Raw genomic sequence first — 22048 nt, 5'->3', positions numbered from 1 at the left:
CGCGGGCCGCCGCGCCCCCCGCGCGCGCTACCCCCCCCCCGCGCGTTCCCCGGCCGGCTCGCGGTACACACCCCCGGCCCCCGGGGCCGCTCCCGTGCCCGGCCGTGCTCACCCCAGCCGCGCCAGCCGTTCCACCGCCTCCTCCAGCACCTCGTCCTTCTTGCAGAACGTGAACCTGACCTGGCTCCGGCCCGCCTCCGGGTCGTCGTAGAAGACCGAGTTCGGCACCGCCGCCACCCCGCAGCGCTCCGGCAGCGCGCGGCAGAAGGCGTACGCGTCCTCGTCGCCGAGCGGGGAGATGTCGGTGGTGATGAAGTAGGTCCCCTCCGGCTCGTACACCCGGAAGCCCGCGGCGCGCAGGCCCTTCGCCAGCAGGTCCCGCTTGCGGTGCATGTCCGCGCGGAAGCCGGTGAAGAACGCGTCCGGCAGGGCCAGCGCATCGGCGATCGCGTACTGGAACGGGCCCCCGCTCACGAAGGTCAGATACTGCTTCGCCGCGCGCACGGCCGCCACCAGCGGCGCGTCCCCCGTGACCCAGCCGATCTTCCACCCCGTGTACGAGAACGTCTTCCCCGACGAGGAGATGGACACCGTGCGCTCGCGCATCCCGGGGAGCGCGGCGATCGGGTGGTGCGCCCCCGTGAAGACGAGGTGCTCGTACACCTCGTCGGTGACCACCAGCAGGTCGTGCTCCACCGCGAGGGCCGCGATCCCGGCCAGTTCGTCGGGGGTGAGCACCGTGCCGGTCGGGTTGTGCGGGGTGTTCAGGAGCAGCAGGCGGGTGCGCGGGGTGATCAGGGTGCGCAGTTCGTCGAGGTCCGGCCGGAAGTGAGGGGCGCGCAGGGTGAGCGGTACGCGCTTCGCGCCCGCCATGGCGATGCAGGCGGCGTACGAGTCGTAGTACGGCTCGAACGCGATGACCTCGTCGTCCGGTTCGAGGAGGGCGAGCAGGGAGGCGGCGATCGCCTCGGTGGCCCCGGTGGTCACCAGGACCTCCGTGTCCGGGGACCAGGTCAGGCCGTAGAAGCGCTCCTGGTGGGCGGCGACGGCGGCGCGCAGTTCCGGGACGCCGGGGCCCGGCGGGTACTGGTTGCCGTGGCCGGCGCGCAGCGCCCGGACCGCCGCCTCCCGGATCTCCTCGGGGCCGTCGGTGTCGGGGAAGCCCTGGCCGAGGTTGATGGAGCCGGTCCGCTGGGCCAGCGCGGACATCTCGGCGAAGATCGTCGTGCCGAACGCGGCGAGGCGGCGGTTGAGCGGCCCCCGCCCCCGCGCCGGGTTTCCCTGGGTCGGTCGTCCCTGTGTCATGGGCGCCATCCTGGGCCGAAGCTCTGGAGTTGCTCAAGTCCGCTTTGGCGCGCGAGGGCCCTGGGAATCCCCCTCTCACACACCAACGGGGAAGCGACGGGGGACCTCGCTTCGGGGGAAAGAAAGGCGGGTGAGGGCCATGAGCGTCTTCATGGCGGTACTGATCGCTGCGGTCGTCGTTGGAGTGCTGCTGATCGTCCTGCGGGCGCGCAACGGGCGCGGCTCGTCGTCGCGCTCCGGACGCCGGGGCTCGGCGAGCGGGGCCTCGGCGGGGGGCGCCGGTGGCGCGTGGTGGGCGGGTGGCACCGACTCCGGCTCGTCCTGTGGCAGCGGCGGCTCCGGCGGCCACTCGGGCGGCCACTCCTGCGGCGGCGGCTCGTCGTGCGGCGGCGGTGGCTGCGGTGGCGGGGGCAGCTGACCGGGCCGAAGCTCCGGGGCACTCGTGCGGGGCGGGGGTGGCGCGGTGATGGACCCAGCCGCCGAGGGTCACCGACAGTGACGTGACACCGGGCGCCCGGAGGGTGAACTCCTTCCGGGCGCCTTTTCGTTGAGCGACGCGGACGTTTTCGGTTGAACAGTTGAACCGTGGGGCCCCCGAGGGGATGGAAACCACGGCAAGTTGGGCGAAAACGCTGTGAGTGCGGCGTACTTCGTGATTCCCTCGTCGAAGAGAACATTCAGCCCTCGGACCCCAGTTGGACCAGATCGGGCGCTCCCCACCTCCCACAAGCAGTCACCAGGGGGCGTCCCGCTGTCCATGTGTCCATGTGTGTTTGCGGAGCCCACCCATGCTCACCACCCTCCAGACGGCCTATTCCGATACCCGCGCCGCCGACCTGGCCTGGATGCTGGGGCGGGAGCCGCTGCCCGCCCTGGCGGTCCTCGACCTCCGGCTCGACGGCGCCGAACTCCAGTTGAGGCTGCTCGGCGCCTCCCACCAGGTCCTCCTCCAGGAGGACCGCGGGGTCTGCTCCGAGACCGTGGCCTGTATGCCCGGGAGCAGCACCCCCCTGCCCCTCGGCGTCTCGAAGCGGCTCGGGGACTGGGAGTACGAGTTCGCGGCGCGCGTCGAGACCCTGACGCAGGGGCAGTTCGCGGGGCGGGCGCAGGAGCTGCTCGCGCTCGTGAGCGACCACCCGCACGGCCTCGCGGGCACCTTCCCCGGCTCCCCGTACGCCTTCACCGCGATGCTCGCCCAGCGCACCGAGGGCCAGGTGCGGTGGCGCACCTGGCACGCGTACCCGCAGGAAGGGCAGTTGGTGGTGACCCGGACCCGGGTGGGGGTGCGGATTCCGGCGCCCGCGGGGTGAGTGGCAGGGGCACTTACACCCGTGTGGGTGACAAGGTGCGACGGTGCCGTGACGTAGCGTTCGCAGCATGATCGACCAGCAGATGTCGCTGCGAGGGGGCGCGGCGCGGCTTCCCGTACGGCCGAGGACCGGCCGCATCCTCGTGCTGGCCGCGGTCTTCATCTGTGCCGCCTGCGGTCTCGTCTACGAGCTCGAACTGGTCGCGCTCGCCTCGTATCTGATCGGCGATTCGGTCACCCAGGCCTCCGTCGTGCTCTCCGTGATGGTGTTCGCGATGGGCATGGGGTCGCTTCTCGCGAAACGTTTGCGCTGCCATGCCGCCGTCGGTTTCGGGATGATCGAGGCGGCCCTCGCGCTGATCGGCGGTTCCTCGGCGCTGGTGCTCTACGCCTCGTTCGCCTGGCTCGGCGACGCGCAGTACGCCCTGGTCGGGTTCTCGCTGGCGATCGGGGTGCTGATCGGCGCGGAGATCCCGCTGCTGATGACGCTGATCCAGCGCGTCGACCGGCAGGACGCGGGCGGGGCCGTCGCCGACCTCTTCGCCGCCGACTACGTGGGCGCGCTGGTCGGCGGGCTGGCGTTCCCCTTTCTGCTGCTGCCGATGCTGGGGCAGCTGACCGGTGCGCTGTTCACCGGCGCGGTCAACGCGGCGGCGGGCGGCGCGCTGGTCCTGTGGGTGTTCCGGCGCGACCTCAGTTCCCGTTCCCGCCTGCTTCTCGTCCTGGCCAACCTCTCGGTGATCGCGGTGCTGGCCACCGCCACGGTCCTGGTCGACGACTTCGAGCGGGCGGCGCGGCGGGCGGTGTACGGGGACCAGGTGCGGGTCGCCGTGCAGACCGGGGTGCAGGAGGTCGTCGTGACCGGCGCCGACCGCGATTCCCTCGGCCTCTATCTGGACGGCCGGCTGCGGGTCAGCGCCCGCGACGAGTACCGCTACCACGAGGCGCTGGTGCACCCCGCGATGAACGGGCCCCGCGCCCGGGTGCTCATCCTGGGCGGCGGCGACGGCCTCGCCGCCCGCGAGGTGCTGCGCTACCGGGACGTCCGCGCGGTCACCGTCGTCGAGCTGGACCCCGCCGTCACCCGACTGGCCCGCACCGACCCCGCCCTCTCCGAGCTGAACGGCCACGCCCTCCGCGACCCCCGTCTCACGGTGGTCGGAGCGGACGCGTTCCCCTGGCTCCGGGCCGACCGGGGCCGGTACGACGTGGTGATCTCCGACCTCCCGGACCCCGGCATCACCGCCAGTACGAAGCTGTACTCCGCCGAGTTCTACGGGCTGGTCGCGGAGGCCCTGGCCCCGGACGGGCGGCTCGTGGTGCACGCCGGGCCGCTGGGGACCCGGCCGCAGACCTTCTGGACCGTGGATGCCTCGGTGCGCGCGGGCGGCCTCGCGACCCGCCCGTACCGGGTCACCGGCCGGTACGCGGGCTTCGCCGCGAGTCCGGACCGGGGCGGCGGCGAAGGCCGGGAGCGGGAGGACTGGGGCTTCCTCCTCGCCGGACCGGGCAGCACGGCCCCGCAGCCCGCACTGGCCGCCGAGGGACCCGTACCGCGGTCGCTGGGGGCCCGGGAGCTGCGCGAGGGGGCGCGGACCGCGGCCGAAGCCCGGCTGCCGGGGCTGATCCCGTCGACGCTGATCCATCCGCGGTACCGGGAGGACGCGTGAGCGGGGAGAGGACGGCGCCCGGGTGCGCCCTTCGGGTGGGCGCCCGGGTGGGTCCCCGGCTTTCCGGGGAGGGAAGCGCTGACGTCCGGGCCGTGGCCGATTAGGCTCGGTTTCCATGGAGCATGAGGTGTTCGTTCCGGTTCCCGTCCCGACCCTGCTGCGCACGCTGGGTGATCCCGCCCGGGTCGCCCGCTGCGTCCCCGGCCTCCAGCGGGACGCCGACGCGTCGGCGTCGCCCCTCGCGGGCCGGCTGAAGCTGCGGGCGGGCGGCCACACCATCACGTACCGGGGCGAGCTGCGGCTCACCGGTCCGGAGGGCGGCGGCGGTCCGGACGGGCAGCGCTTCTCGGTGACCGGGAAGGGCGTGGAGGTCCGGGGCACCGGTGCGGTCGAGCTGGCTCTGACCATCGGCCTCGCGGCGGCGGACGGCGGGACGACGCTCACCTACAGCGGTACGGCCGGCGGGGACGGCCGGCTGGTCGAGCTGGAGGAGGACGCGGTGCTCGCCGCCGCCCACCGGCTCCTGGACCGCTTCACCCAGCAGCTGGTGACGGAGTCGCTGGCGGTACGGGACGCGGGGGAGGACGAGGGCGCCGGCGGCGACGAGGACGACGCGGTGGTCGCGGAAGGGCTTGCGGGCGACGAGGACGAAGAGCCTTCCCCTGAGGCCGGTGCCGAGGCCGGTGCCGGTGTGGGCGACGACGACTCCGAGTCCGTGTTCGACTCGCCGGTTCCGCCGCCCTCGCTCGATCCCGTCGCCGGCGTGGAGTTCACCGTTCCGGACGAACCGCCCGCCGAGGCTGCGCACGCCCGCCGCACCATGATCGGCCGCAGCGCCGAGGAGGTCGACCACGCGCCTCCGCGCGGCCGCTACGCCCCTGTGCCCTCACCGGAGGCGGGCGGTGCGAGCACCACCCTGCGGTGGGTCGCCCCCGCCGCCGCGCTCGCGATCGCCTCCGCCGTGGTGCTGGGCCGGGCTCTGCGACGCCGGAGGTAGCTGCACCGGAGGCCGGGGGCGGGGGCGGGCCAGTAGGGTCGTCGGGTGAGCAGGAGCGAAGAGAACGTCAGGCTGACCGTCGGCGACGCCGAGTTGACCGTCGACCCCGTGCACGGCTGCCGCGTCAGCAGCCTGCGGATCGGGTCCACCGAACTGCTCCGCCAGGGCGAGCGGTACGGCTGCTTCCCGATGGTGCCCTGGTGCGGGCGTACCGGTTACGGGCAGTTCCGCAACGGCGACGCGCTCCACGAGCTGCCGCTGAACTCCCCGCCGCACGCCATCCACGGCACCGGCCGGGACACCTCCTGGCACACCGCCCACACGGCCGCCGACCTGGCCGGGGGCCGGGCGGCCTTCTACTACGACCTCGCCGATCCCTGGCCGTACGAGGGGCGGGTGACGCAGACCTTCGAGCTGACCGACGACACGCTGACGCTCGGCCTCGCCGTGGAGACGTACGGCGACTCCTTCCCGGCCCAGGCGGGCTGGCACCCCTGGTTCCACCGCACCCTCGACGGCCGGGACGCCGAACTGTCCTTCGACGCCGCCTGGCAGGAGGAGCGGGGTGAGGACCATCTGCCGACCGGCAACCGCGTCGATCCCCGGCCCGGCCCGTGGGACGACTGTTTCGGTATGCCCGACGGCGTGAACGTGACGCTCACCTGGCCGGAGCGGCTGGAGCTGACGGTGAAGAGCCGCAGCGAGTGGGTGGTGGTCTACGACGAGCAGGACGAGGCCGTCTGCGTCGAGCCGCAGTCCGGGCCGCCGAACGGTCTGAACACCGCACCCCGGCTGGTGACCCCGATCGACCCGCTGGAGATGACCGCGACCTGGAGCTGGGTGCGGCTCTGAGCCGGTGCCCGGCCGTGGGCCCGTGCGGCACCGCTTACCCTCGTGGACATGACTGACGTACGCGCTGACCTGCTCCAGCAGATCAAGGACAAGGCCGTGGTGCACGGCAAGGTGACCCTCTCCTCGGGGCTGGAAGCCGACTGGTACATCGACCTGCGCCGGATCACGCTGGACGGCAAGGCCGCGCCGCTGGTCGGGCAGGTCATGCTCGACGCCACCGCCGAGCTGGACTACGACTGCGTCGGCGGGCTGACGCTCGGCGCCGACCCGGTCGCCACCTCGATGCTGCATGCCTCCGCGGCCCGCGGTGAGAGCCTGGACGCCTTCGTCGTCCGCAAGGCGCAGAAGGCGCACGGGATGCAGCGCCGGATCGAGGGCACGGACGTGAAGGGCCGTCGCTGCCTGGTTGTCGAGGACACCTCGACGACGGGCGGTTCGCCGCTGACCGCCGTCGAGGCGGTGCGCGAGGCGGGAGGCGAGGTCGTCGCCGTCGCCGTGATCGTCGAGCGCGGGGCCGCCCCGGCCGTCGCCGAGGCCGGTCTGCCGTACGTCCACGTCTACTCGGTGGCCGACCTCGACCTGGGCTGAGCCCGGGGCGGACCCGGTTTCACGTGAAACCGGGTCCGCCGGGTGGAGCCGGAGGGCGAGTCTGGGAAGATGGGGGCGACGATGACGTCGCCCCCAGGTCAGGGACTCAAAGCCTGCACACCCGCACATCCCAAGGAGCGGTCAGATGCCCATCGCAACCCCCGAGGCTTACGCCGAGATGCTCGACCGGGCAAAGGCGGGCAAGTTCGCCTACCCGGCCATCAACGTGACCTCGTCCCAGACCCTGCACGCCGCCCTGCGCGGCTTCGCGGAGGCCGAGAGCGACGGCATCGTCCAGATCTCCACCGGTGGTGCGGAGTTCCTGGGCGGCCAGCACAACAAGGACATGGTCACGGGAGCGGTCGCCCTGGCCGAGTTCGCGCACATCGTCGCGGCGAAGTACGACGTCACCATCGCGCTGCACACCGACCACTGCCCCAAGGACAAGCTGGACGGTTACGTACGCCCGCTGCTCGACGTCTCCGCCGAGCGCGTCGCCAAGGGTCTGAACCCGCTGTTCCAGTCCCACATGTGGGACGGCTCGGCCGAGACCCTCGCCGACAACCTGTCCATCGGCCAGGAGCTGCTGGCCAAGGCGGCCGCCGCCAAGATCATCCTTGAGGTCGAGATCACCCCGACCGGCGGTGAGGAGGACGGCGTCACGCACGAGATCAACGACGAGCTGTACACGACCGTCGACGACGCGCTGCGCACCGCCGAGGCGCTCGGCCTGGGCGAGAAGGGCCGCTACCTGCTGGCCGCCTCCTTCGGCAACGTCCACGGCGTCTACAAGCCGGGCAACGTCGTGCTCCGCCCCGAGCTGCTGAAGGACCTCCAGGCGGGCGTCTCCGAGAAGTACGGCAAGCCGGCCGGCAGCCAGCCGTTCGACTTCGTCTTCCACGGCGGCTCGGGCTCCACCGCCGAGGAGATCGCCACCGCGCTGGAGAACGGCGTCGTGAAGATGAACCTCGACACCGACACCCAGTACGCCTTCACCCGCCCGGTCGTGGACCACATGTTCCGCAACTACGACGGTGTCCTGAAGGTCGACGGCGAGGTCGGCAACAAGAAGACCTACGACCCCCGCACCTGGGGCAAGGCCGCCGAGGCCGGCATGGCCGCGCGCGTCACCGAGGCCTGCGCGAACCTGCGCTCCACGGGCACGAAGCTGAAGTAGCGGCCGCCCGTCGTCACGGACGTGCGGTGTCGGGCCCGGTCCTCCTTTCGGGGGGCCGGGCCCGTTGCCGTGCGGGGAGCGAAGAGACAGAGAAAGAGGACCGTTGTGGGTGCGCCCTACGATTTCGATACCGCCATCGACCGCCGGGGCACCTGGTCCGTCCAGTGGGACGGGGTCGCCGACCGCTTCGGGGTCGACGGCCTGCTGCCGTTCACCATCTCCGACATGGACTTCGCCACGGCCCCCGAGGTGCTGGCCGCGCTCCGGGCCCGCCTGGATCACGGAGTCCTCGGTTACACCACCTGGCAGCAGGACGACTTCCGCTCGGCGGTGGCCCACTGGTACGCCACCCGGTACGGCGCCGAGATCGACACCGGGCAGCTGGTCTACGGCCCGTCCGTGCTCAGCCAGCTCTCCCAGCTGCTCCAGATGTGGACGGGGGAGGGGGACGGCGTCGTCGTCCACACCCCTGTGTACGACGGTTTCCGCAAGGCCGTCACCGGGCTCGGGCGGGAGCTGCGCGGGGTGCCGGTGGGGGACGAGGAGGCGCTGGAGCGCGAGCTGGCCCGGGCGGATGCGAAGGTGCTGGTGCTGTGCTCGCCCCACAACCCGACGGGCCGGGTGTGGACGGCCGGCGAGCTGGCCCGTACGGCGGCTCTCGCCGAGCGGTACGGGGTCGCGGTGATCAGCGACGAGATCCACGCGGACTTCGTGCACGAGGGCGGTGTGGGGCGCGTCCATGTGCCGTGGACGCGGGTGGCGGGGGCCGGGGGCGGCCGCTGGGCGCTCATCACCTCCGGGTCGAAGGCGTTCAACTTTCCGGCGTTGACCGGGTCCTACGGGCTCATCGGGGATGCGGGAGACCGGGCGGAGTTCCTGCGGCGGATGGAGACGGCGGAGGGGCTGGCGTCGCCCGCCGTCCTGTCGCTGACCGCGCACATCGCGGCGTACCGGGACGGGGCTGCGTGGCTGGACGCCGTACGGGCGTATGTGGCGGGGAACCTGGCGTATGTCGCGAAGCGGCTGTCCGACGCCCTTCCGGAGCTGGGATGGGAGCCGCCGCAGGCCGGGTATCTGGCCTGGATCGACCTGCGGGGGGCGGGGGTGGACGAGGCCGCCCTGCAGCGGGTGCTGGTGGAGCGGGAGAAGGTGGCGATCATGGGGGGGTCCGTCTACGGGGCGCCCGGGTTCGTTCGGCTGAACGTGGGGTGTCCCCGGGAGAAGGTCGTGCGGGGGGTGGAGGCGCTGGTGCGGGGGGTGGAGGCTGTCACATTTAGCCCCTCCGGCGTCTGAGGAGCGGGGGTACGGGGGCAGCGCCCCCGTGACGGGGCCACGGGAGTGCGGGGGCGGGCCCGCGGGGGGAAGCTGACCCCATGGCTGCTGCCTCCGCTCCCGGAGAGATTCGGGTCGCCTCGCCCGCAGGGCGGTGGATCGTTCTGACCACCGTGCTCGGCTCCAGCATGGCGATGCTCGACTCCACGGTCATCAATGTGGCCCTGCCCCGCATCGGCGAGGACCTCGGCACCGACCTGGCCGCCCTCCAGTGGACCGTCAACGCCTACATGCTCACGCTCGCCGGGCTGATCCTCCTCGGCGGGGCGCTCGGAGACCGGTACGGGCGGCGGCGGGTGTTCGTCGTCGGGGTGATGTGGTTCGCGGCGGCCTCCCTGCTCTGCGGGATCGCGCCGAACGCGGGCGTGCTCATCGCGGCCCGGGCCCTGCAAGGGGTGGGTGGCGCGCTTCTCACGCCCGGGTCGCTCGCGCTCATCCAGGCCAGTTTCCACCCGGACGACCGGGCCCGGGCCGTGGGGCTCTGGTCCGGGTTCGGCGGGGTCGGGGCGGCCGTGGGGCCGTTCGTGGGCGGGTGGCTCGTCGACGGGCCCGGATGGCGGTGGGTGTTCCTGCTCAATCTGCCGCTCGCCGCGATCTGCGTGCCCGTCGCGCTGCGCCACGTACCGGAGTCGCGGGATCCGGCGGCGCACGGGCGGTTCGACGTGCTGGGGGCCGCCCTCGGGGCGCTGGCGCTCGCCGGCGTGACGTACGCGCTGATCGAGGCCCCGGGGCGGGGTGCGTCGCCGGTGGTGATCGGGGCGGCCGTCGGCGGGCTGCTGCTGGGGGCCGCGTTCGTGGCGGTGGAGCGGCGGCGGGCGGACCCCATGCTGCCGCCGGCGATCTTCCGCTCCCGGCTCTTCACCTCGGTCAACCTGGTGACCTTCTGCGTCTACGCGGCCCTCGGCGGCTTCTTCTTCCTCTCCGCCATCCAGCTCCAGGTGGTGGCCGGGTACTCGGCGCTGGGGGCCGGTACCGCGCTGCTGCCCACCACCGTGCTGATGCTGCTCTTCTCCGCCTCGGCCGGTGAGCTGGGGCGGCGGATCGGGCCGCGCATCCCCCTCACCGTGGGGCCGCTGCTGGCCGCCGCCGGGATGCTCCTGATGCTGCGCGTGGGGCCCGGCACCCCTTCCGTCGGCTCGTACGTCAGTGAGGTGCTGCCCGCCGTGCTGGTGCTCGGCGCCGGGCTCGTCGTGGTCGTCGCCCCGCTCACCGCGACCGTCCTGGCGGCCGTGGACGCCGGGCGGGCCGGGCTTGCCAGCGGCATCAACAACGCCGCCGCCCGGGCCGCCGGGCTCATCGCGGTGGCCGCCCTGCCGCTGCTCGCCGGGATGGGGCCGGAGGCGTACCGGGACGCGGGCGAGTTCGCCGCGACCTTCCGGCGGGCGATGCCGATGTGCGCGGGGCTGCTGGTCGCCGGTGCGGTCCTCGCGTGGTGGACGGTGCGCACCCCGGCCGCCACCGCCGCCGTCCGGAGCGAGCGGCCCGAGTGCGCGGTGCACTGCGGGGTCGTCGCCCCGCCGCTGGAGCCGGAGCGGCGGGAGGGGTGAGACCCGCCCGGGGCGCGGTGCGGCCGGGGCGTGACGGCAGGCACACTTGAGGCATGTCCATCCACGAGAACCTGCTCGGGGGCCCCGCCCCGACCCACCTCCCCGACGACCCCGAGCCGCGCGAGCTGCTCGCCGCCGGCACCCCGCCCGCCGAGGTCGCCGCGAAGTACCCCACCTCCTCGCTCGCCTGGGCGCAGCTCGCCGACGAGGCGTTCGAGGGCGGCCGGGTCGTCGAGTCGTACGCGTACGCCCGTACCGGCTACCACCGCGGCCTCGACTCCCTGCGCCGGGCCGGCTGGAAGGGCCACGGCCCCGTCCCGTTCGAGCACGAGCCGAACCGCGGCTTCCTGCGCGCCCTGCACGCCCTGGCGCGGGCCGCCGGCGCGATCGGGGAGACCGAGGAGCACGAGCGCTGCTCGACGTTCCTGCGGGACTCCTCGCCGACCGCCGCCGACATCCTGAGCTGACCTCGGCCGGGTACTCCGGAGCCGGGCCCGCCGCCCACACCGCGCGGGTCCGGCTTAGTATGCGAGCAGGGGACCGGAGCTCCATCACCTCACGGAAGGGGCGGACCGCTACCCGGAAGCTCGTGTCGAGGAGACAGCGATGTCGACCAACCACCCCGACCCCGAAGCCACCGGTGCGGACACCCCGCATCTGGACTTCGCGGGCACGACTCCGTACGAGGACTACGTCCAGGCGGATGTCCTGACCCACCTCCAGCACCTGCGCTCGGACGATCCCGGCGAGATGGTCTTCCTGGTCACCACCCAGGTCATGGAGCTGTGGTTCACGGTCATCGTCCATGAGTGGGAGACCGCCACCCGCGCCCTGCGCGAGGACCGCATACCCGTCGCGCGCGACGCCCTGAAGCGTTCGCTGCGCGAGCTGGAGGCGCTCAACGAGTCCTGGCGGCCGCTGGCCGGACTCACCCCCGCCCAGTTCAACTCCTACCGGGGCTCCCTCGGCGAGGGCTCCGGGTTCCAGTCCGCGATGTACCGGCGGATGGAGTTCCTGCTCGGCGACAAGTCGGCCTCCATGCTGGTACCGCACCGGGGCGCGCCCCGGGTGTACGCCGAGCTGGAGAAGGCGCTCGGGGAGCCCAGCCTGTACGACGAGACGCTCGCCCTGCTGGCCCGGCGGGGGTACGCCATCCCCGGGGCGGTCACCGCCCGGGACCTGACCCAGCGGTACGAGCCGTCGCCCGAGGTCGAGGCCGTGTGGGCGGAGATCTACGCCTCCGACGACCAGAACGACGAGCTGGTACGCCTCGGGGAGCTGCTCACCGACGTCGGCGAACTGGTCTGGCGATGGCGCAACGACCACCTCGTCGCGACCCGGCGCGCGATGGGCTCCAAGACCGGCACCGGCGGTTCCGCCGGGGTGGCCTGGCTGGAGAAGCGCGCCACGAAGAACGTGTTCCCCGAGCTGTGGACGGCGCGCAGCCATGTCTGAGACCTCCCGTGACAGCCTCCGTGAGCGGGCGCTCGTCCTCGACGCCGCCGACCCGCTGGCCGCGCGGCGGGGGCTGTTCGCCCTCGACGACGACGGCGTCTACCTCGACGGCAACTCGCTCGGCGCGCTGCCCGTCCACGTCCCCGCCCGGGTGCAGGACGTCCTCACCCGCCAGTGGGGCGAGCTGCGCATCCGGTCCTGGGACGAGAGCGGCTGGTGGACCGCGCCCGAGCGGATCGGCGACCGGATCGCCCCGCTCGTCGGGGCCGCCGCCGGGCAGATCGTCGTCGGTGACTCGACCAGCGTGAACGTCTTCAAGGCCGTTGTCGCCGCCGCCCGGATCGCGGGCGAGGGACGCGACGAGATCCTGGTTGACGCGACGACCTTTCCCACGGACGGGTACATCGCGGCGTCCGCCGCCCGGCTCACCGGCCACCGGCTCGTGCCCGTCGCGCCCGCCGACGTCGCGGCCGCGCTCGGACCGCGTACCGCAGCCGTGCTGCTCAACCACGTCGACTACCGCTCCGGCCGGCTGTACGACCTGCCCGGACTGACCGCCGCCGTGCACGCGGCGGGGGCGGTCGCCGTGTGGGACCTCTGCCACAGCGCCGGCGCCCTGCCCGTCGGGCTCGACGAGCACGGGGTGGACCTGGCGGTCGGCTGCACCTACAAGTACCTGAACGGCGGCCCCGGCTCGCCCGCGTACCTGTACGTCGCCGAGCGCCATCAGGCCGCCTTCGACTCGCCGCTGCCGGGCTGGAACTCGCACGCCGACCCGTTCGGCATGACCCCCGAGTACGCGCCGGCGGACGGGTCCGTACGGGGCCGGGTCGGCACCCCCGACATCGTCTCCATGCTGACGCTGGAGGCGGCGCTCGACGTGTGGGACGGGGTGTCGGTCGACGTCGTGCGGGCCAAGTCCCTCGCGCTGACGGACTTCTTCCTGGAGTGCGTCGAGGCGTACGCCCCGGCGGGCCGGGTCGCCTCCGTCACCCCGGCGGCGCACGCCGAACGCGGCAGCCAGACCGCCCTGCGCTGCGACGACGCCGAGCCCGTGATGCGCCGGCTGATCGAGCGTGGCGTCGTCGGCGATCTGCGGCGGCCGGACCTGCTGCGCTTCGGTTTCACCCCGCTGTACGTGGGATTCGCCGACGCGGAACGAGCGGCACGGGTGCTCGCCGAGGTGCTCGCCGAGACGCCCGCCGTGGCGGCGGCCGGGGAACCGGCTGCCTGACAGTTCGTCAACAGGGGTTCGACCGGGCGGGGGCGGTGCCGAGTGCTGGTACCGTCCCCGCAGGTCAACCCAGTTGGGACAGAGCACAGGCACAGGCCACGGGCAGAGGACGGTTGAGCAGCATGTCGGATTCCCCGGGTTCCCCGGATTCTGCCGCGCGTGATCGGGACGCGGCCGAGAGCGCGTCGGCCTTCGCGCATCCCGTCGTCGCCCCCGACCGGACCGCCGCCTACGGGGACCACCCCGACCAGGTCGTCGACTTCTACGCCCCGCGCGACGGCCGCGCCGGCGCCCCGCTCGTCGTCCTCCTGCACGGCGGCGCCTGGCGGGCCCCGTACGACCGGGCCCACGCCTCCCCGCTCGCGGACTTCCTGGCCCGCCGGGGCTTCGCCGTGGCGAGCGTGGAGTACCGGCGCGGCGGCGACGACATCCCGCAGCAGCGCGACGGCGAGAAGAGCGCCCCGCCGGCCGGTGCGGACCCGGTCGCGGGGCGCTGGCCGGAGACCTTCGACGACGTGGCCGCGGCCCTGGACGCGATGCCCGTGCTGGCCGCCCGTGAGCTGCCGGGGGCCGATGTGCGGCGGATCGTGGTCACCGGGCACTCGGCGGGCGGGCACCTCGCCCTCTGGGCGGCGGCGCGGCACGTCCTGCCCGAGGGGTCGCCGTGGCGGCTGCCCGCCCCGCCGCCGCTGCGCGGCGTCGTCGCCCTCGCCCCGATCGCGGACTTCGCGGCGGCGGTGGAGCTGGGGGTCTGCGGCGGCGCCGTCGCCCAACTCCTGGGCGGGGAGGTCGACTTCGAGGGGCGGGCGGCGCACGCGGACCCCGGGGTGCTGCTGCCGACCGGGATCGCCACCGCGATCGTGCAGGGCGTCGACGACATCGTCGTCCCGCAGGCCGTCGCCGAGGCGTACGTCGACGCGGCGGCGAAGTCCGGCGAGACGGTCGGGCTGACGCTGCTCAGCGGCGTCGGACACTTCCCGCTCATCGATCCTTCCGCCGACGCATGCGCGGTCGTGGCCGAGGAGATCACCCAGCTCGCCTGGTGAATCGCCGGCCCGGTGCGGCCGATAGCGGACCGAACCTGTCCGCAAGGGTCTCTACGTTGGTCGTGTTGCCGCTCAGACGGAGCCGGAACCGACGAAGGAGAAACCCCATGACGATCCTGGTGACCGGAGCCACGGGAACGGTCGGCCGCCGCGTGGTGGAGCAGCTGCTGGAGCGCGGTGCGCACGTGCGGGCCCTGACCCGCGACCCGGCGCGGGCGGAGCTGCCCGCCGGGGTCGACGTCGTCCGGGGCGACCTCACGGACCCGGCGTCGCTGGAGCCCGCGCTCGCAGGGGTGACCGGGCTGCACCTCATCACCTTCGGCGGGGGGCTCTTCGCCCCGCTGGAGACGGGCGAGGAGATCCTCGCCCTGGCCCGGAAGGCGGGCGTGCGCCGGGTGACCGTCCTCAACGGGGGCGGGGAGACCCCGATGGAGACGGCGGTGCGCGCGAGCGGGCTGGCCTGGACGGTGGTCATGCCGGTGGAGTTCATGGCGAACGCCCTGGAATGGGCCCCCGGCATCAAGGCCGAAGGCGTGGTGCGCGAGCCGTACGTGGGCCGGCTGAGCGCGATGGTCCACGAGGCGGACATCGGGGCGGTGGCGGCCACCGCGCTCACCGAGGACGGTCACGGCGGCCAGGTGTACCTGATCACCGGCCCGCAGGCGCTGACCGTCCGCGACAAGACGGCGGCCATCGGCGCGGCACGCGGCGCGGACGTCGAGCTGGTCGAGCTGACCGAGGAGCAGGCGCTGGAGAGCTGGCGGGGCCAGGGCATGCCGGAGGACGTGATCGCGTTCCTGATCGACGTCTACCGGGACACCCCGCCCGAGGGCCGGACCGTGATCGACACCGTCCAGAAGGTCACGGGGCGTCCGGCGCGGACGTTCGCGCAGTGGGCCGAGGAGCACGCGGAGCACTTCCGCGCGGGGGCGTGACAGGGTCCTGGGCGCGGCACGGTGGAGGCGGGTAGTCCTTGAGACGGATGCCCCGGAATCCGTAGCGATGCTGACGACCCGCCGTCCCCTGCCGCCTACCGTGGAAGCGTGACCGAGACCCAGACAAAGACCAGTAGCCCGGAGTTCCGGGCGGCCGCAGGGGCGATAGACGGCCTGCGGGAGGACCTCCTGCGCAACGTGTTCGCCTACCGGCCCCTGCCGCCGCTGAGCCCCGACGGTCGGCTGGTCCGCCGGCTGCCCGAGGGGATGCGCAGGGCCGTCGTCTGGACCCCGCACGCCCTGGTGCTGTTCGCCGCGTTCCTCGTGATGATGGCCGGCTTCGCCGAGTGGGAGTTCCGCCTGCTGATGGGTCTGGTCCCCGCGATCGCGGTGGCGATGACCCTCGTCAGGCCGGTCGCCGCGTTCTGGGCCGCGATGCTGGCGGCCGTCTTCTGCGGGGTGCTGGGCAGCGAGGGGCTGTGGGGGCCGAGCGCCTTCGGGGCGCAGGTGGTGGTGATGGTGGTCGTGGCCGCCCGGACCCGGCCCCGCACGGCCGCCTGGATGTGGCTGCTGACCCTGCTGTTCGGGGTGCTGCTGGAGGGCGGTGACCCGTCCATCACCGCGCCCCTGGCGACGCTCTCCGCCTTCGCGCTGCTCGTCGTCGCCGTGGTCCAGATCCGGCGCGACGCCGAGCGCGAGGTCACCGTGCAGCGCACCGTCACCGCCGTCGAACGCGACCGGCGCACGCTGCTGGAGGAGCGCACCACCATCGCCCGGGAGCTGCACGACGTGGTGGCCCACCACATGTCGGTCGTCGCGATCCAGGCCGAGGCCGCCCCCTACCGGGTCGAGAACCCGCCGCCCGAGCTGGAGCAGGCCTTCGTCACCATCCGGGAGAACGCCGTGGCCGCCCTCACCGAGCTGCGCCGCGTCCTCGGGGTCGTACGGGCGGAGGACTACGAGGCCCCGGACGCCCCGCAGCCCACCCTCGCCGCGCTCGACGGGCTTCTGGACAACGTCCGCGAGACGGGCCTGGAGACGGAGAAGGTGATCACCGGGGCCGTCCGCGAGCTTCCGCAGGGCGTCGAGCTGTCGGCGTACCGGATCGTCCAGGAGGCCTTGAGCAACAGCCTGCGGCACGCGCCGGGCTCCTCCGCCCGGGTCGAGCTGAGCTACGTCCTCGGCGGGCTGGGGCTGCGCGTGGTCAACGGACCCCCGCGCGGCCTGGTCAAGCCCTCGCCCGGGGCCGGGCACGGGATCACCGGGATGCGCGAGCGGGTCGCGATGCTGAACGGCGAGATGACGGCCGGGGCGACGGCGGACGGCGGGTACGAGATCGCCGTCTTCCTCCCCGTACCGCTGTCGGAGCTGCCGGAACAGCCGGAGCAGCAGCCGGAGGCACGGAACGCGGCCGGCGGCGACGCGGCGGGCAACGCCGACACCGTCGTCCTCGAACGGGACGGCCGCGCATGAGCGACACCGACATCCGGGTCCTGATCGTCGACGACCAGATGATGGTCCGCGAGGGCTTCTCCGTCCTGCTCAACGCGATGCCGGGGATCACCGTGGTGGGCGAGGCGGTGGACGGCCGCCAGGCGCTCGCCCAGGTCAGCGCGCTGCGCCCGGACGTCGTCCTGATGGACATCCGCATGCCGGAGATGAACGGCATCGAGGCGACGCGCGAGATCGTCGCGCGGGACGCCGAGGCGAGGGTCCTGGTGCTGACGACCTTCGACCTCGACGAGTACGTCTACCAGGCGCTGCGGGCCGGGGCCTCGGGCTTCCTCCTCAAGGACGCCTCCGCCCGGCAGCTCGCCGACGGGGTACGGGTGGTGGCCTCGGGCGAGGCGCTGCTCGCCCCGACGGTGACCCGGCGGCTGATCACCGAGTTCTCCAAGCTCGCGGAGACCCCGCGGCCGCCCGCCCTGGCCCGGATCGGCGACCTTACCGAGCGCGAGACGGAGGTGCTCGTCCTGATCGCGCAGGGGCTGTCCAACGCGGAGATCGCCTCGCACCTGATCGTCGCCGAGTCCACGATCAAGACGCACGTCAGCCGCATCCTGGTGAAGCTCGGACTGCGCGACCGGACCCAGGCGGCGGTGTTCGCGTACGAGGCGCGGCTGGTCACCCCGGGGTAGCCGGACCTGCGCCGCGGGCCTTGCGGCGGGCGCGGGCGCGGGTAGCGTCGGGTCATGCACGTGTCCTTCGATCCCTTCTCGCCCGCGTTCGTCGCCGATCCCTACCCCGCCTACACCGCGCTGCGCGCCGCCGGCCGGGCGCACTGGTTCGAGCCGACGGGGCAGTGGCTGATCCCGCACCACTCCGACGTCTCGGCCCTGCTGCGCGACCGGCGCCTCGGCCGGACGTATCTGCACCGCTTCAGCCACGAGGAGTTCGGCCGGACCCCGCCGCCGCCCGAGCACGAGCCGTTCACCACGCTCAACGGGCAGGGCATCCTCGACCTGGAGGCCCCCGACCATCCCCGGATCCGGCGGCTGATCTCCCGGGCGTTCACCCCGCGCACGGTCGAGAACCTCGCCCCGACCGTACGGCGGCTGGCGGCCGAGCTGGTCGACGCGTTCGTCGCGAAGGGCGGCGGGGACCTGCTGGCCGAGGTCGCGGAGCCGCTGCCGGTCGCCGTCATCGCGGAGATGCTGGGCGTCCCGGAGGCGGACCGGTCCCTGTTGCGGCCCTGGTCGGCGGCGATCTGCGGGATGTTCGAGCTGAACCCGTCCGAGGAGACGGCGACGGCCGCCGTCCGGGCGTCGGAGGACTTCTCCGGGTATCTGCGCGGGCTGATCGCCCAGCGGCGCACCGACCCCGGCGAGGACCTGATCTCGGCACTCATCGCCGCCCACGACGAGGGCGAGCGGCTGACCGAGCAGGAGATGATCTCGACCTGCGTGCTCCTGCTCAACGCGGGCCACGAGGCGACGGTGAACACCACCGTGAACGGCTGGCGCACGCTCTTCCACCACCCGGAGCAACTGGCCGCCCTGCGCGCCGATCCCACGCTGCTGCCCACGGCGATCGAGGAGCTGCTGCGCTACGACACCCCGTTGCAGATGTTCGAGCGCTGGGTGCTGGACGACATCGAGATCGACGGCCAGGTGATCGGGCGGGGCGCGGAGGTGGCGCTGCTGTTCGGCTCGGCCAACCGGGACCCGGAGCGGTTCGCGCGGCCGGACGTCCTGGACCTGTCCCGCGCGGACAACCCGCACATCACCTTCGGTGCGGGCATCCACTTCTGCCTGGGCGCCCCGCTGGCCCGGCTGGAGCTGGCCGCGTCCTTCGGGGAGCTGCTGCGGAAGGCGCCCGCGCTGCGGATGACGGCGGAGCCCGCGTGGCACCCGGGGTATGTGATCCGGGGACTGACGGAGCTGCGGGCGGAGGTGTAGGGCTTCCGGCGGGGGCGGGCTCAGCAGGGGTCGTAGCACTCCGGCCTCGGCGGGCCGGCCAGCGCGTCGACGGCGTAACCGATCGCGGCGAGCCCCGCGACGGCGCCGGCCAGGCCGAGGGCCCGTAGCCAGCGGCCCCGGACCGCGGTGAAGACGGTCAGGGCCGTCGTGATTCCGCCGAGGACCATGAGCGGCAGGCCGTACCAGACCACGTCCCAGTTGGCCGCCCCCTCGAAGCCGTCGAGGAGCCCGTCCTTGCCGTACGGGGCCCAGAGCACGATGCCCGCGAGCGCTCCGGCGAAGGCGGTCACGCAGCCGGCGGTTCCGACGACGGCTTCGCGGCGCGGGTTCTCGGTCTCCATGCTCCGAGGGACGCGGCGGGGGCGGGCCCGGTTCCGCTTCCGGGGGGCGGAGCCCCGGCTCTACGTCAGCGGGTACGAATGCCGTCCCGACGCCTCGTCGATCTCGTCGTGCGCCTTGGTCAGCAGTTTCATCGCCAGTTCGTTCAGCGCCCTGGCCCCCGCGATCTCCTCGCCGACCCGCTGCTGGTCGGAGTCCGAGGGATGGCGGCTGGCGTAGCCGTGGGCGCGTACCTCTGTTCCGTCGGAGAGGCGGACGAGCGCCGCCGCGCGGGTGCGGTGGGTGTCCTCCTCGAATTCGAGGTCGATGTGCCATCCGACAGCGATCCTGGTCATGACGAACACCTCCGGGACGTTCCGGGCGTCTCCTACCAGCGTGCGCCCGCTGCCCCGTCCGCGCTCGCCGGGCCCGGCAGCATCAGCCCCCAGGCGCCCGCCCGGACCGTCCAGGTCCTCGTGCGCACCGGTCCCCCGGTCTGTATGTCCGCCCGGTAGCGGAAGTCCGCGCCGGAGACCGTGACGGCCTTGGCCTCCGCCGTCACGTCCTCGCCGGACCCGGTGCGGACGACGACGTCGGCCAGGCCACCGCCGCCCTGGGAGGTCACCGAGAGGTCCCGTACCGGCGTGTCCAGGTCGCTCAGCAGCACCCCGTCCGCCTCGATGCGCAGGCGGTGCGTGCCCGGGTTCGTGGTGGCGGCTACCGGGGCCGGGCGGACCAGGGACGACACCAGCGAGCGGCAGGTGTCCCAGACGGCCGTGACGCCCGCGTGCGGGCCGCCCGGCCCGGGCGGCGGGGCCGGGGCGGGGATGCGCAGGCGGCCGAGGACGACGCCGTCGCTGTCGTCGACCAGGAGGTCCAGGCGGCGCACCGCACCGTCCAGCGCGGTCCGGGCGGCCGCCACCGCGCCCCGGGGGACGCCGAGGGCGTGGGCGACTTCCAGGGCGTGCGCCGCGCCGACGGGGATCAGGGAGAGGACGCCGTCGGCCAGCTCCCGTTCGCGGTGCAGCTGGGCCACCGCGCGCAGCAGAGCGTGGTCGTCGCCGACCACCACGGGCCTGCGGGAGCCCCGCCGGGACAGGGCCCGGGCGAACTCCTCGGGGGTGTCCGGAAGGCAGATCTTGGCGTGTGCGCCGGCGCTCAGCACGTCCTTGGCGATACGGACGGACTCGCCGTCGGTCCGGCGGGCGACCGGGTCGATGACCACCAGGAGCTGGTCGTCGCCGTCGCCGGGGGGCTCTGCAGCCGACACCTCGGTCCTTCCTCGGGTAGCATCTTGGTGCAAGAGCCCCTTGCGCTATTGCGCCAGGGGCTTCGTCTATTCCGGGGCACCCGGTTCGACGGCTCAGGCTTTGCCGTACATCGTCGTGCGGCAGGTACGACCTTTACGTACGCCCCCTGACCTTGGACATGCCCCGCCCGGAAGGGGTGTACGCCTGTGCCCGCACTTGTGCTGCTCGGTGCTCAGTGGGGTGACGAGGGCAAGGGGAAGGCCACCGATCTCCTCGGTGGATCCGTGGACTATGTGGTGCGTTACCAAGGCGGCAACAACGCCGGTCACACGGTCGTCGTCGGCGACCAGAAGTACGCACTGCATCTCCTCCCCTCCGGAATCCTGTCGCCGGGTTGTACCCCGGTCATCGGGAACGGTGTCGTGGTCGACCCGGCGGTCCTGCTCTCCGAGCTGAGCGGTCTGAACGAGCGAGGCGTCGACACGTCCAAGCTTCTGATCAGCGGCAACGCTCATTTGATCACTCCGTACAACGTCACGCTCGACAAGGTGACCGAGCGCTTCCTCGGGAAGCGCAAGATCGGCACGACGGGCCGGGGCATCGGTCCGACGTACGCCGACAAGATCAACCGGGTGGGGATCCGCGTCCAGGACCTCTACGACGAGTCGATCCTGGAGCAGAAGGTCGAGGCGGCCCTGGAGCAGAAGAACCAGCTTCTGGCCAAGGTCTTCAACCGTCGGGCGATCGAGGCCGGCAAGGTCGTCGAGGACATGCTCCAGTACGCGGAGCAGATCAAGCCGTTCGTCGCCGACACGACCCTGATCCTGAACGATGCCATCGACGAGGGCAAGGTCGTGCTCTTCGAGGGCGGCCAGGGCACCCTGCTCGACGTCGACCACGGCACGTATCCCTTCGTCACCTCGTCGAACCCGACGGCGGGCGGCGCCTGCACCGGCGCCGGTGTCGGCCCGACGAAGATCAGCCGCGTCATCGGCATCCTCAAGGCCTATACGACGCGGGTCGGAGCCGGTCCGTTCCCGACCGAGCTGCACGACGAGGACGGCGAGGCGCTGCGGCGCATCGGCGGCGAGCGCGGTGTCACCACCGGCCGTGACCGCCGCTGCGGCTGGTTCGACGCCCCGATCGCGCGGTACGCGACCCGGGTCAACGGCCTGACCGACTTCTTCCTCACCAAGCTGGACGTGCTCACCGGCTGGGAGCAGATCCCGGTCTGCGTGGCGTACGAGATCGACGGCAAGCGCGTCGAGGAACTCCCGTACAACCAGACCGACTTCCACCACGCGAAGCCGATCTACGAGAACCTGCCGGGCTGGTCCGAGGACATCACCAAGGCCAAGACCTTCGCCGACCTGCCGAAGAACGCGCAGGGGTACGTGAAGGCCCTGGAGGAGATGTCGGGCGCACCGATCTCCGCGATCGGCGTCGGCCCCGGCCGGACCGAGACGATCGAGATCAACTCGTTCCTGTAGGGAGCGGGCGGGCGGAATCGGACCGGGGGGCCCGCGGTGATACTCATGTGAGGCAGCCGGCCCCCGTTGGGGGGGGGGGGGCGGGGGGCGCCCCCGGGGGCCCCCCCCCCGCCGGGGGGGGGGG

The 22048-nt window shown here is 73.2% G+C and carries 22 protein-coding genes; 18 read left to right on the top strand and 4 right to left on the bottom strand.

All coding sequences use genetic code 11. The features are described 5' to 3' along the window. Positions 1-108: 108 nt before the first annotated feature. Complete coding sequence (locus ACFWRV_RS06640; RefSeq protein WP_384329166.1) at positions 109-1305, bottom strand: pyridoxal phosphate-dependent aminotransferase; 1197 nt, start codon at positions 1303-1305, stop codon at positions 109-111. A gap of 139 nt (positions 1306-1444) precedes the next feature. Here ACFWRV_RS06640 and ACFWRV_RS06635 point away from each other — a divergent pair, with 139 nt between their 5' ends. The 17 genes from ACFWRV_RS06635 to ACFWRV_RS06555 all read left to right on the top strand — a co-directional run bounded on the left by ACFWRV_RS06635 (position 1445) and on the right by ACFWRV_RS06555 (position 18845). Next, on the top strand, positions 1445-1723 hold the full coding sequence (locus ACFWRV_RS06635) for a hypothetical protein (RefSeq protein WP_384329163.1): 279 nt from the start codon (positions 1445-1447) through the stop codon (positions 1721-1723). Positions 1724-2093: 370 nt separating this feature from the next. After that, positions 2094-2615, top strand: a complete 522-nt coding sequence (locus ACFWRV_RS06630; protein ID WP_384329160.1) for a DUF2617 family protein — start codon at positions 2094-2096, stop codon at positions 2613-2615. A gap of 67 nt (positions 2616-2682) precedes the next feature. Next, complete coding sequence (locus ACFWRV_RS06625; RefSeq protein WP_384329157.1) at positions 2683-4284, top strand: polyamine aminopropyltransferase; 1602 nt, start codon at positions 2683-2685, stop codon at positions 4282-4284. Between the two features lie 115 nt (positions 4285-4399). Continuing rightward, positions 4400-5281, top strand: coding sequence for an SRPBCC domain-containing protein (locus ACFWRV_RS06620; protein ID WP_384329154.1), 882 nt, complete (start codon positions 4400-4402; stop codon positions 5279-5281). Between the two features lie 45 nt (positions 5282-5326). Then, on the top strand, positions 5327-6133 hold the full coding sequence (locus ACFWRV_RS06615; protein ID WP_384329151.1) for an aldose 1-epimerase: 807 nt from the start codon (positions 5327-5329) through the stop codon (positions 6131-6133). A 48-nt stretch (positions 6134-6181) separates the two neighbouring features. After that, positions 6182-6721 (top strand): orotate phosphoribosyltransferase, encoded by a 540-nt coding sequence (gene pyrE, locus ACFWRV_RS06610; protein WP_384329148.1) that lies wholly within the window; start codon positions 6182-6184, stop codon positions 6719-6721. Between the two features lie 145 nt (positions 6722-6866). After that, entirely contained in the window at positions 6867-7898 is a 1032-nt protein-coding gene (fbaA, locus tag ACFWRV_RS06605; protein ID WP_384329145.1) for a class II fructose-bisphosphate aldolase, read from the top strand. 105 nt (positions 7899-8003) lie between these two features. Beyond that, complete coding sequence (locus tag ACFWRV_RS06600) at positions 8004-9191, top strand: MalY/PatB family protein (protein WP_384329142.1); 1188 nt, start codon at positions 8004-8006, stop codon at positions 9189-9191. An 80-nt stretch (positions 9192-9271) separates the two neighbouring features. Beyond that, positions 9272-10777, top strand: a complete 1506-nt coding sequence (locus ACFWRV_RS06595) for a DHA2 family efflux MFS transporter permease subunit (RefSeq protein WP_384329139.1) — start codon at positions 9272-9274, stop codon at positions 10775-10777. Positions 10778-10830: 53 nt separating this feature from the next. Beyond that, positions 10831-11244, top strand: coding sequence for a DUF3151 domain-containing protein (locus ACFWRV_RS06590; protein WP_003967556.1), 414 nt, complete (start codon positions 10831-10833; stop codon positions 11242-11244). Between the two features lie 139 nt (positions 11245-11383). After that, complete coding sequence (locus ACFWRV_RS06585) at positions 11384-12232, top strand: tryptophan 2,3-dioxygenase family protein (protein ID WP_384329136.1); 849 nt, start codon at positions 11384-11386, stop codon at positions 12230-12232. Continuing rightward, positions 12225-13466 (top strand): kynureninase, encoded by a 1242-nt coding sequence (gene kynU, locus ACFWRV_RS06580; RefSeq protein ID WP_384329133.1) that lies wholly within the window; start codon positions 12225-12227, stop codon positions 13464-13466. Before ACFWRV_RS06585 ends, kynU begins: the two co-directional genes overlap by 8 nt. Positions 13467-13588: 122 nt before the next feature. Next, positions 13589-14512, top strand: coding sequence for an alpha/beta hydrolase (locus ACFWRV_RS06575; protein WP_384329130.1), 924 nt, complete (start codon positions 13589-13591; stop codon positions 14510-14512). 107 nt (positions 14513-14619) lie between these two features. Beyond that, positions 14620-15447: an NAD(P)H-binding protein gene (locus ACFWRV_RS06570; protein ID WP_384329127.1), complete on the top strand. Its 828-nt coding sequence runs from the start codon at positions 14620-14622 to the stop codon at positions 15445-15447. A gap of 108 nt (positions 15448-15555) precedes the next feature. Then, positions 15556-16920: a sensor histidine kinase gene (locus ACFWRV_RS06565; protein ID WP_384329124.1), complete on the top strand. Its 1365-nt coding sequence runs from the start codon at positions 15556-15558 to the stop codon at positions 16918-16920. Continuing rightward, entirely contained in the window at positions 16917-17585 is a 669-nt protein-coding gene (locus ACFWRV_RS06560; protein WP_384329121.1) for a response regulator, read from the top strand. The genes ACFWRV_RS06565 and ACFWRV_RS06560 overlap by 4 nt, the downstream gene beginning before the upstream one ends. 54 nt (positions 17586-17639) lie before the next feature. After that, on the top strand, positions 17640-18845 hold the full coding sequence (locus ACFWRV_RS06555; RefSeq protein ID WP_384329118.1) for a cytochrome P450: 1206 nt from the start codon (positions 17640-17642) through the stop codon (positions 18843-18845). 20 nt (positions 18846-18865) lie between these two features. Here the strand turns inward: ACFWRV_RS06555 and ACFWRV_RS06550 are convergent, their stop codons facing one another. The 3 genes from ACFWRV_RS06550 to ACFWRV_RS06540 are packed head-to-tail and all read right to left on the bottom strand — an operon-like array spanning position 18866 to position 20454. Continuing rightward, entirely contained in the window at positions 18866-19207 is a 342-nt protein-coding gene (locus tag ACFWRV_RS06550) for a hypothetical protein (RefSeq protein WP_384329115.1), read from the bottom strand. 60 nt (positions 19208-19267) lie between these two features. After that, entirely contained in the window at positions 19268-19540 is a 273-nt protein-coding gene (locus ACFWRV_RS06545) for a DUF1876 domain-containing protein (RefSeq protein ID WP_384329112.1), read from the bottom strand. 32 nt (positions 19541-19572) lie between these two features. Further along, entirely contained in the window at positions 19573-20454 is an 882-nt protein-coding gene (locus tag ACFWRV_RS06540) for a diacylglycerol kinase (RefSeq protein ID WP_384329109.1), read from the bottom strand. A 186-nt stretch (positions 20455-20640) separates the two neighbouring features. On the opposite strand from ACFWRV_RS06540, the gene ACFWRV_RS06535 reads away from it, so the two are divergent. Next, positions 20641-21924 carry an adenylosuccinate synthase gene (locus ACFWRV_RS06535; RefSeq protein WP_384329106.1) on the top strand — a complete coding sequence of 428 codons (1284 nt, stop codon included), beginning with the start codon at positions 20641-20643 and terminating at the stop codon, positions 21922-21924. The last annotated feature ends 124 nt before the right edge of the window (positions 21925-22048 follow it).

It is taken from the genome of Streptomyces sp. NPDC058576, from assembly GCF_042718715.1.
Lineage (GTDB): Bacteria > Actinomycetota > Actinomycetes > Streptomycetales > Streptomycetaceae > Streptomyces.
The sequence above is the reverse complement of the archived record's forward strand: the minus strand, read 5'-3'. Positions and strand labels throughout refer to the sequence as shown.

What these genes read in the sequence shown, in the direction of transcription:
- ACFWRV_RS06640 (WP_384329166.1), bottom strand. Translation starts at nt 1,305, where the DNA reads ATGACACAGGGACGACCGACCCAGGGAAACCCGGCGCGGGGGCGGGGG.
- ACFWRV_RS06635 (WP_384329163.1), top strand. Translation starts at nt 1,445, where the DNA reads ATGAGCGTCTTCATGGCGGTACTGATCGCTGCGGTCGTCGTTGGAGTG.
- ACFWRV_RS06630 (WP_384329160.1), top strand. Translation starts at nt 2,094, where the DNA reads ATGCTCACCACCCTCCAGACGGCCTATTCCGATACCCGCGCCGCCGAC.
- ACFWRV_RS06625 (WP_384329157.1), top strand. Translation starts at nt 2,683, where the DNA reads ATGATCGACCAGCAGATGTCGCTGCGAGGGGGCGCGGCGCGGCTTCCC.
- ACFWRV_RS06620 (WP_384329154.1), top strand. Translation starts at nt 4,400, where the DNA reads ATGGAGCATGAGGTGTTCGTTCCGGTTCCCGTCCCGACCCTGCTGCGC.
- pyrE (WP_384329148.1), top strand. Translation starts at nt 6,182, where the DNA reads ATGACTGACGTACGCGCTGACCTGCTCCAGCAGATCAAGGACAAGGCC.
- fbaA (WP_384329145.1), top strand. Translation starts at nt 6,867, where the DNA reads ATGCCCATCGCAACCCCCGAGGCTTACGCCGAGATGCTCGACCGGGCA.
- ACFWRV_RS06595 (WP_384329139.1), top strand. Translation starts at nt 9,272, where the DNA reads ATGGCTGCTGCCTCCGCTCCCGGAGAGATTCGGGTCGCCTCGCCCGCA.
- ACFWRV_RS06590 (WP_003967556.1), top strand. Translation starts at nt 10,831, where the DNA reads ATGTCCATCCACGAGAACCTGCTCGGGGGCCCCGCCCCGACCCACCTC.
- ACFWRV_RS06585 (WP_384329136.1), top strand. Translation starts at nt 11,384, where the DNA reads ATGTCGACCAACCACCCCGACCCCGAAGCCACCGGTGCGGACACCCCG.
- kynU (WP_384329133.1), top strand. Translation starts at nt 12,225, where the DNA reads ATGTCTGAGACCTCCCGTGACAGCCTCCGTGAGCGGGCGCTCGTCCTC.
- ACFWRV_RS06575 (WP_384329130.1), top strand. Translation starts at nt 13,589, where the DNA reads ATGTCGGATTCCCCGGGTTCCCCGGATTCTGCCGCGCGTGATCGGGAC.
- ACFWRV_RS06570 (WP_384329127.1), top strand. Translation starts at nt 14,620, where the DNA reads ATGACGATCCTGGTGACCGGAGCCACGGGAACGGTCGGCCGCCGCGTG.
- ACFWRV_RS06560 (WP_384329121.1), top strand. Translation starts at nt 16,917, where the DNA reads ATGAGCGACACCGACATCCGGGTCCTGATCGTCGACGACCAGATGATG.
- ACFWRV_RS06555 (WP_384329118.1), top strand. Translation starts at nt 17,640, where the DNA reads ATGCACGTGTCCTTCGATCCCTTCTCGCCCGCGTTCGTCGCCGATCCC.
- ACFWRV_RS06550 (WP_384329115.1), bottom strand. Translation starts at nt 19,207, where the DNA reads ATGGAGACCGAGAACCCGCGCCGCGAAGCCGTCGTCGGAACCGCCGGC.
- ACFWRV_RS06545 (WP_384329112.1), bottom strand. Translation starts at nt 19,540, where the DNA reads ATGACCAGGATCGCTGTCGGATGGCACATCGACCTCGAATTCGAGGAG.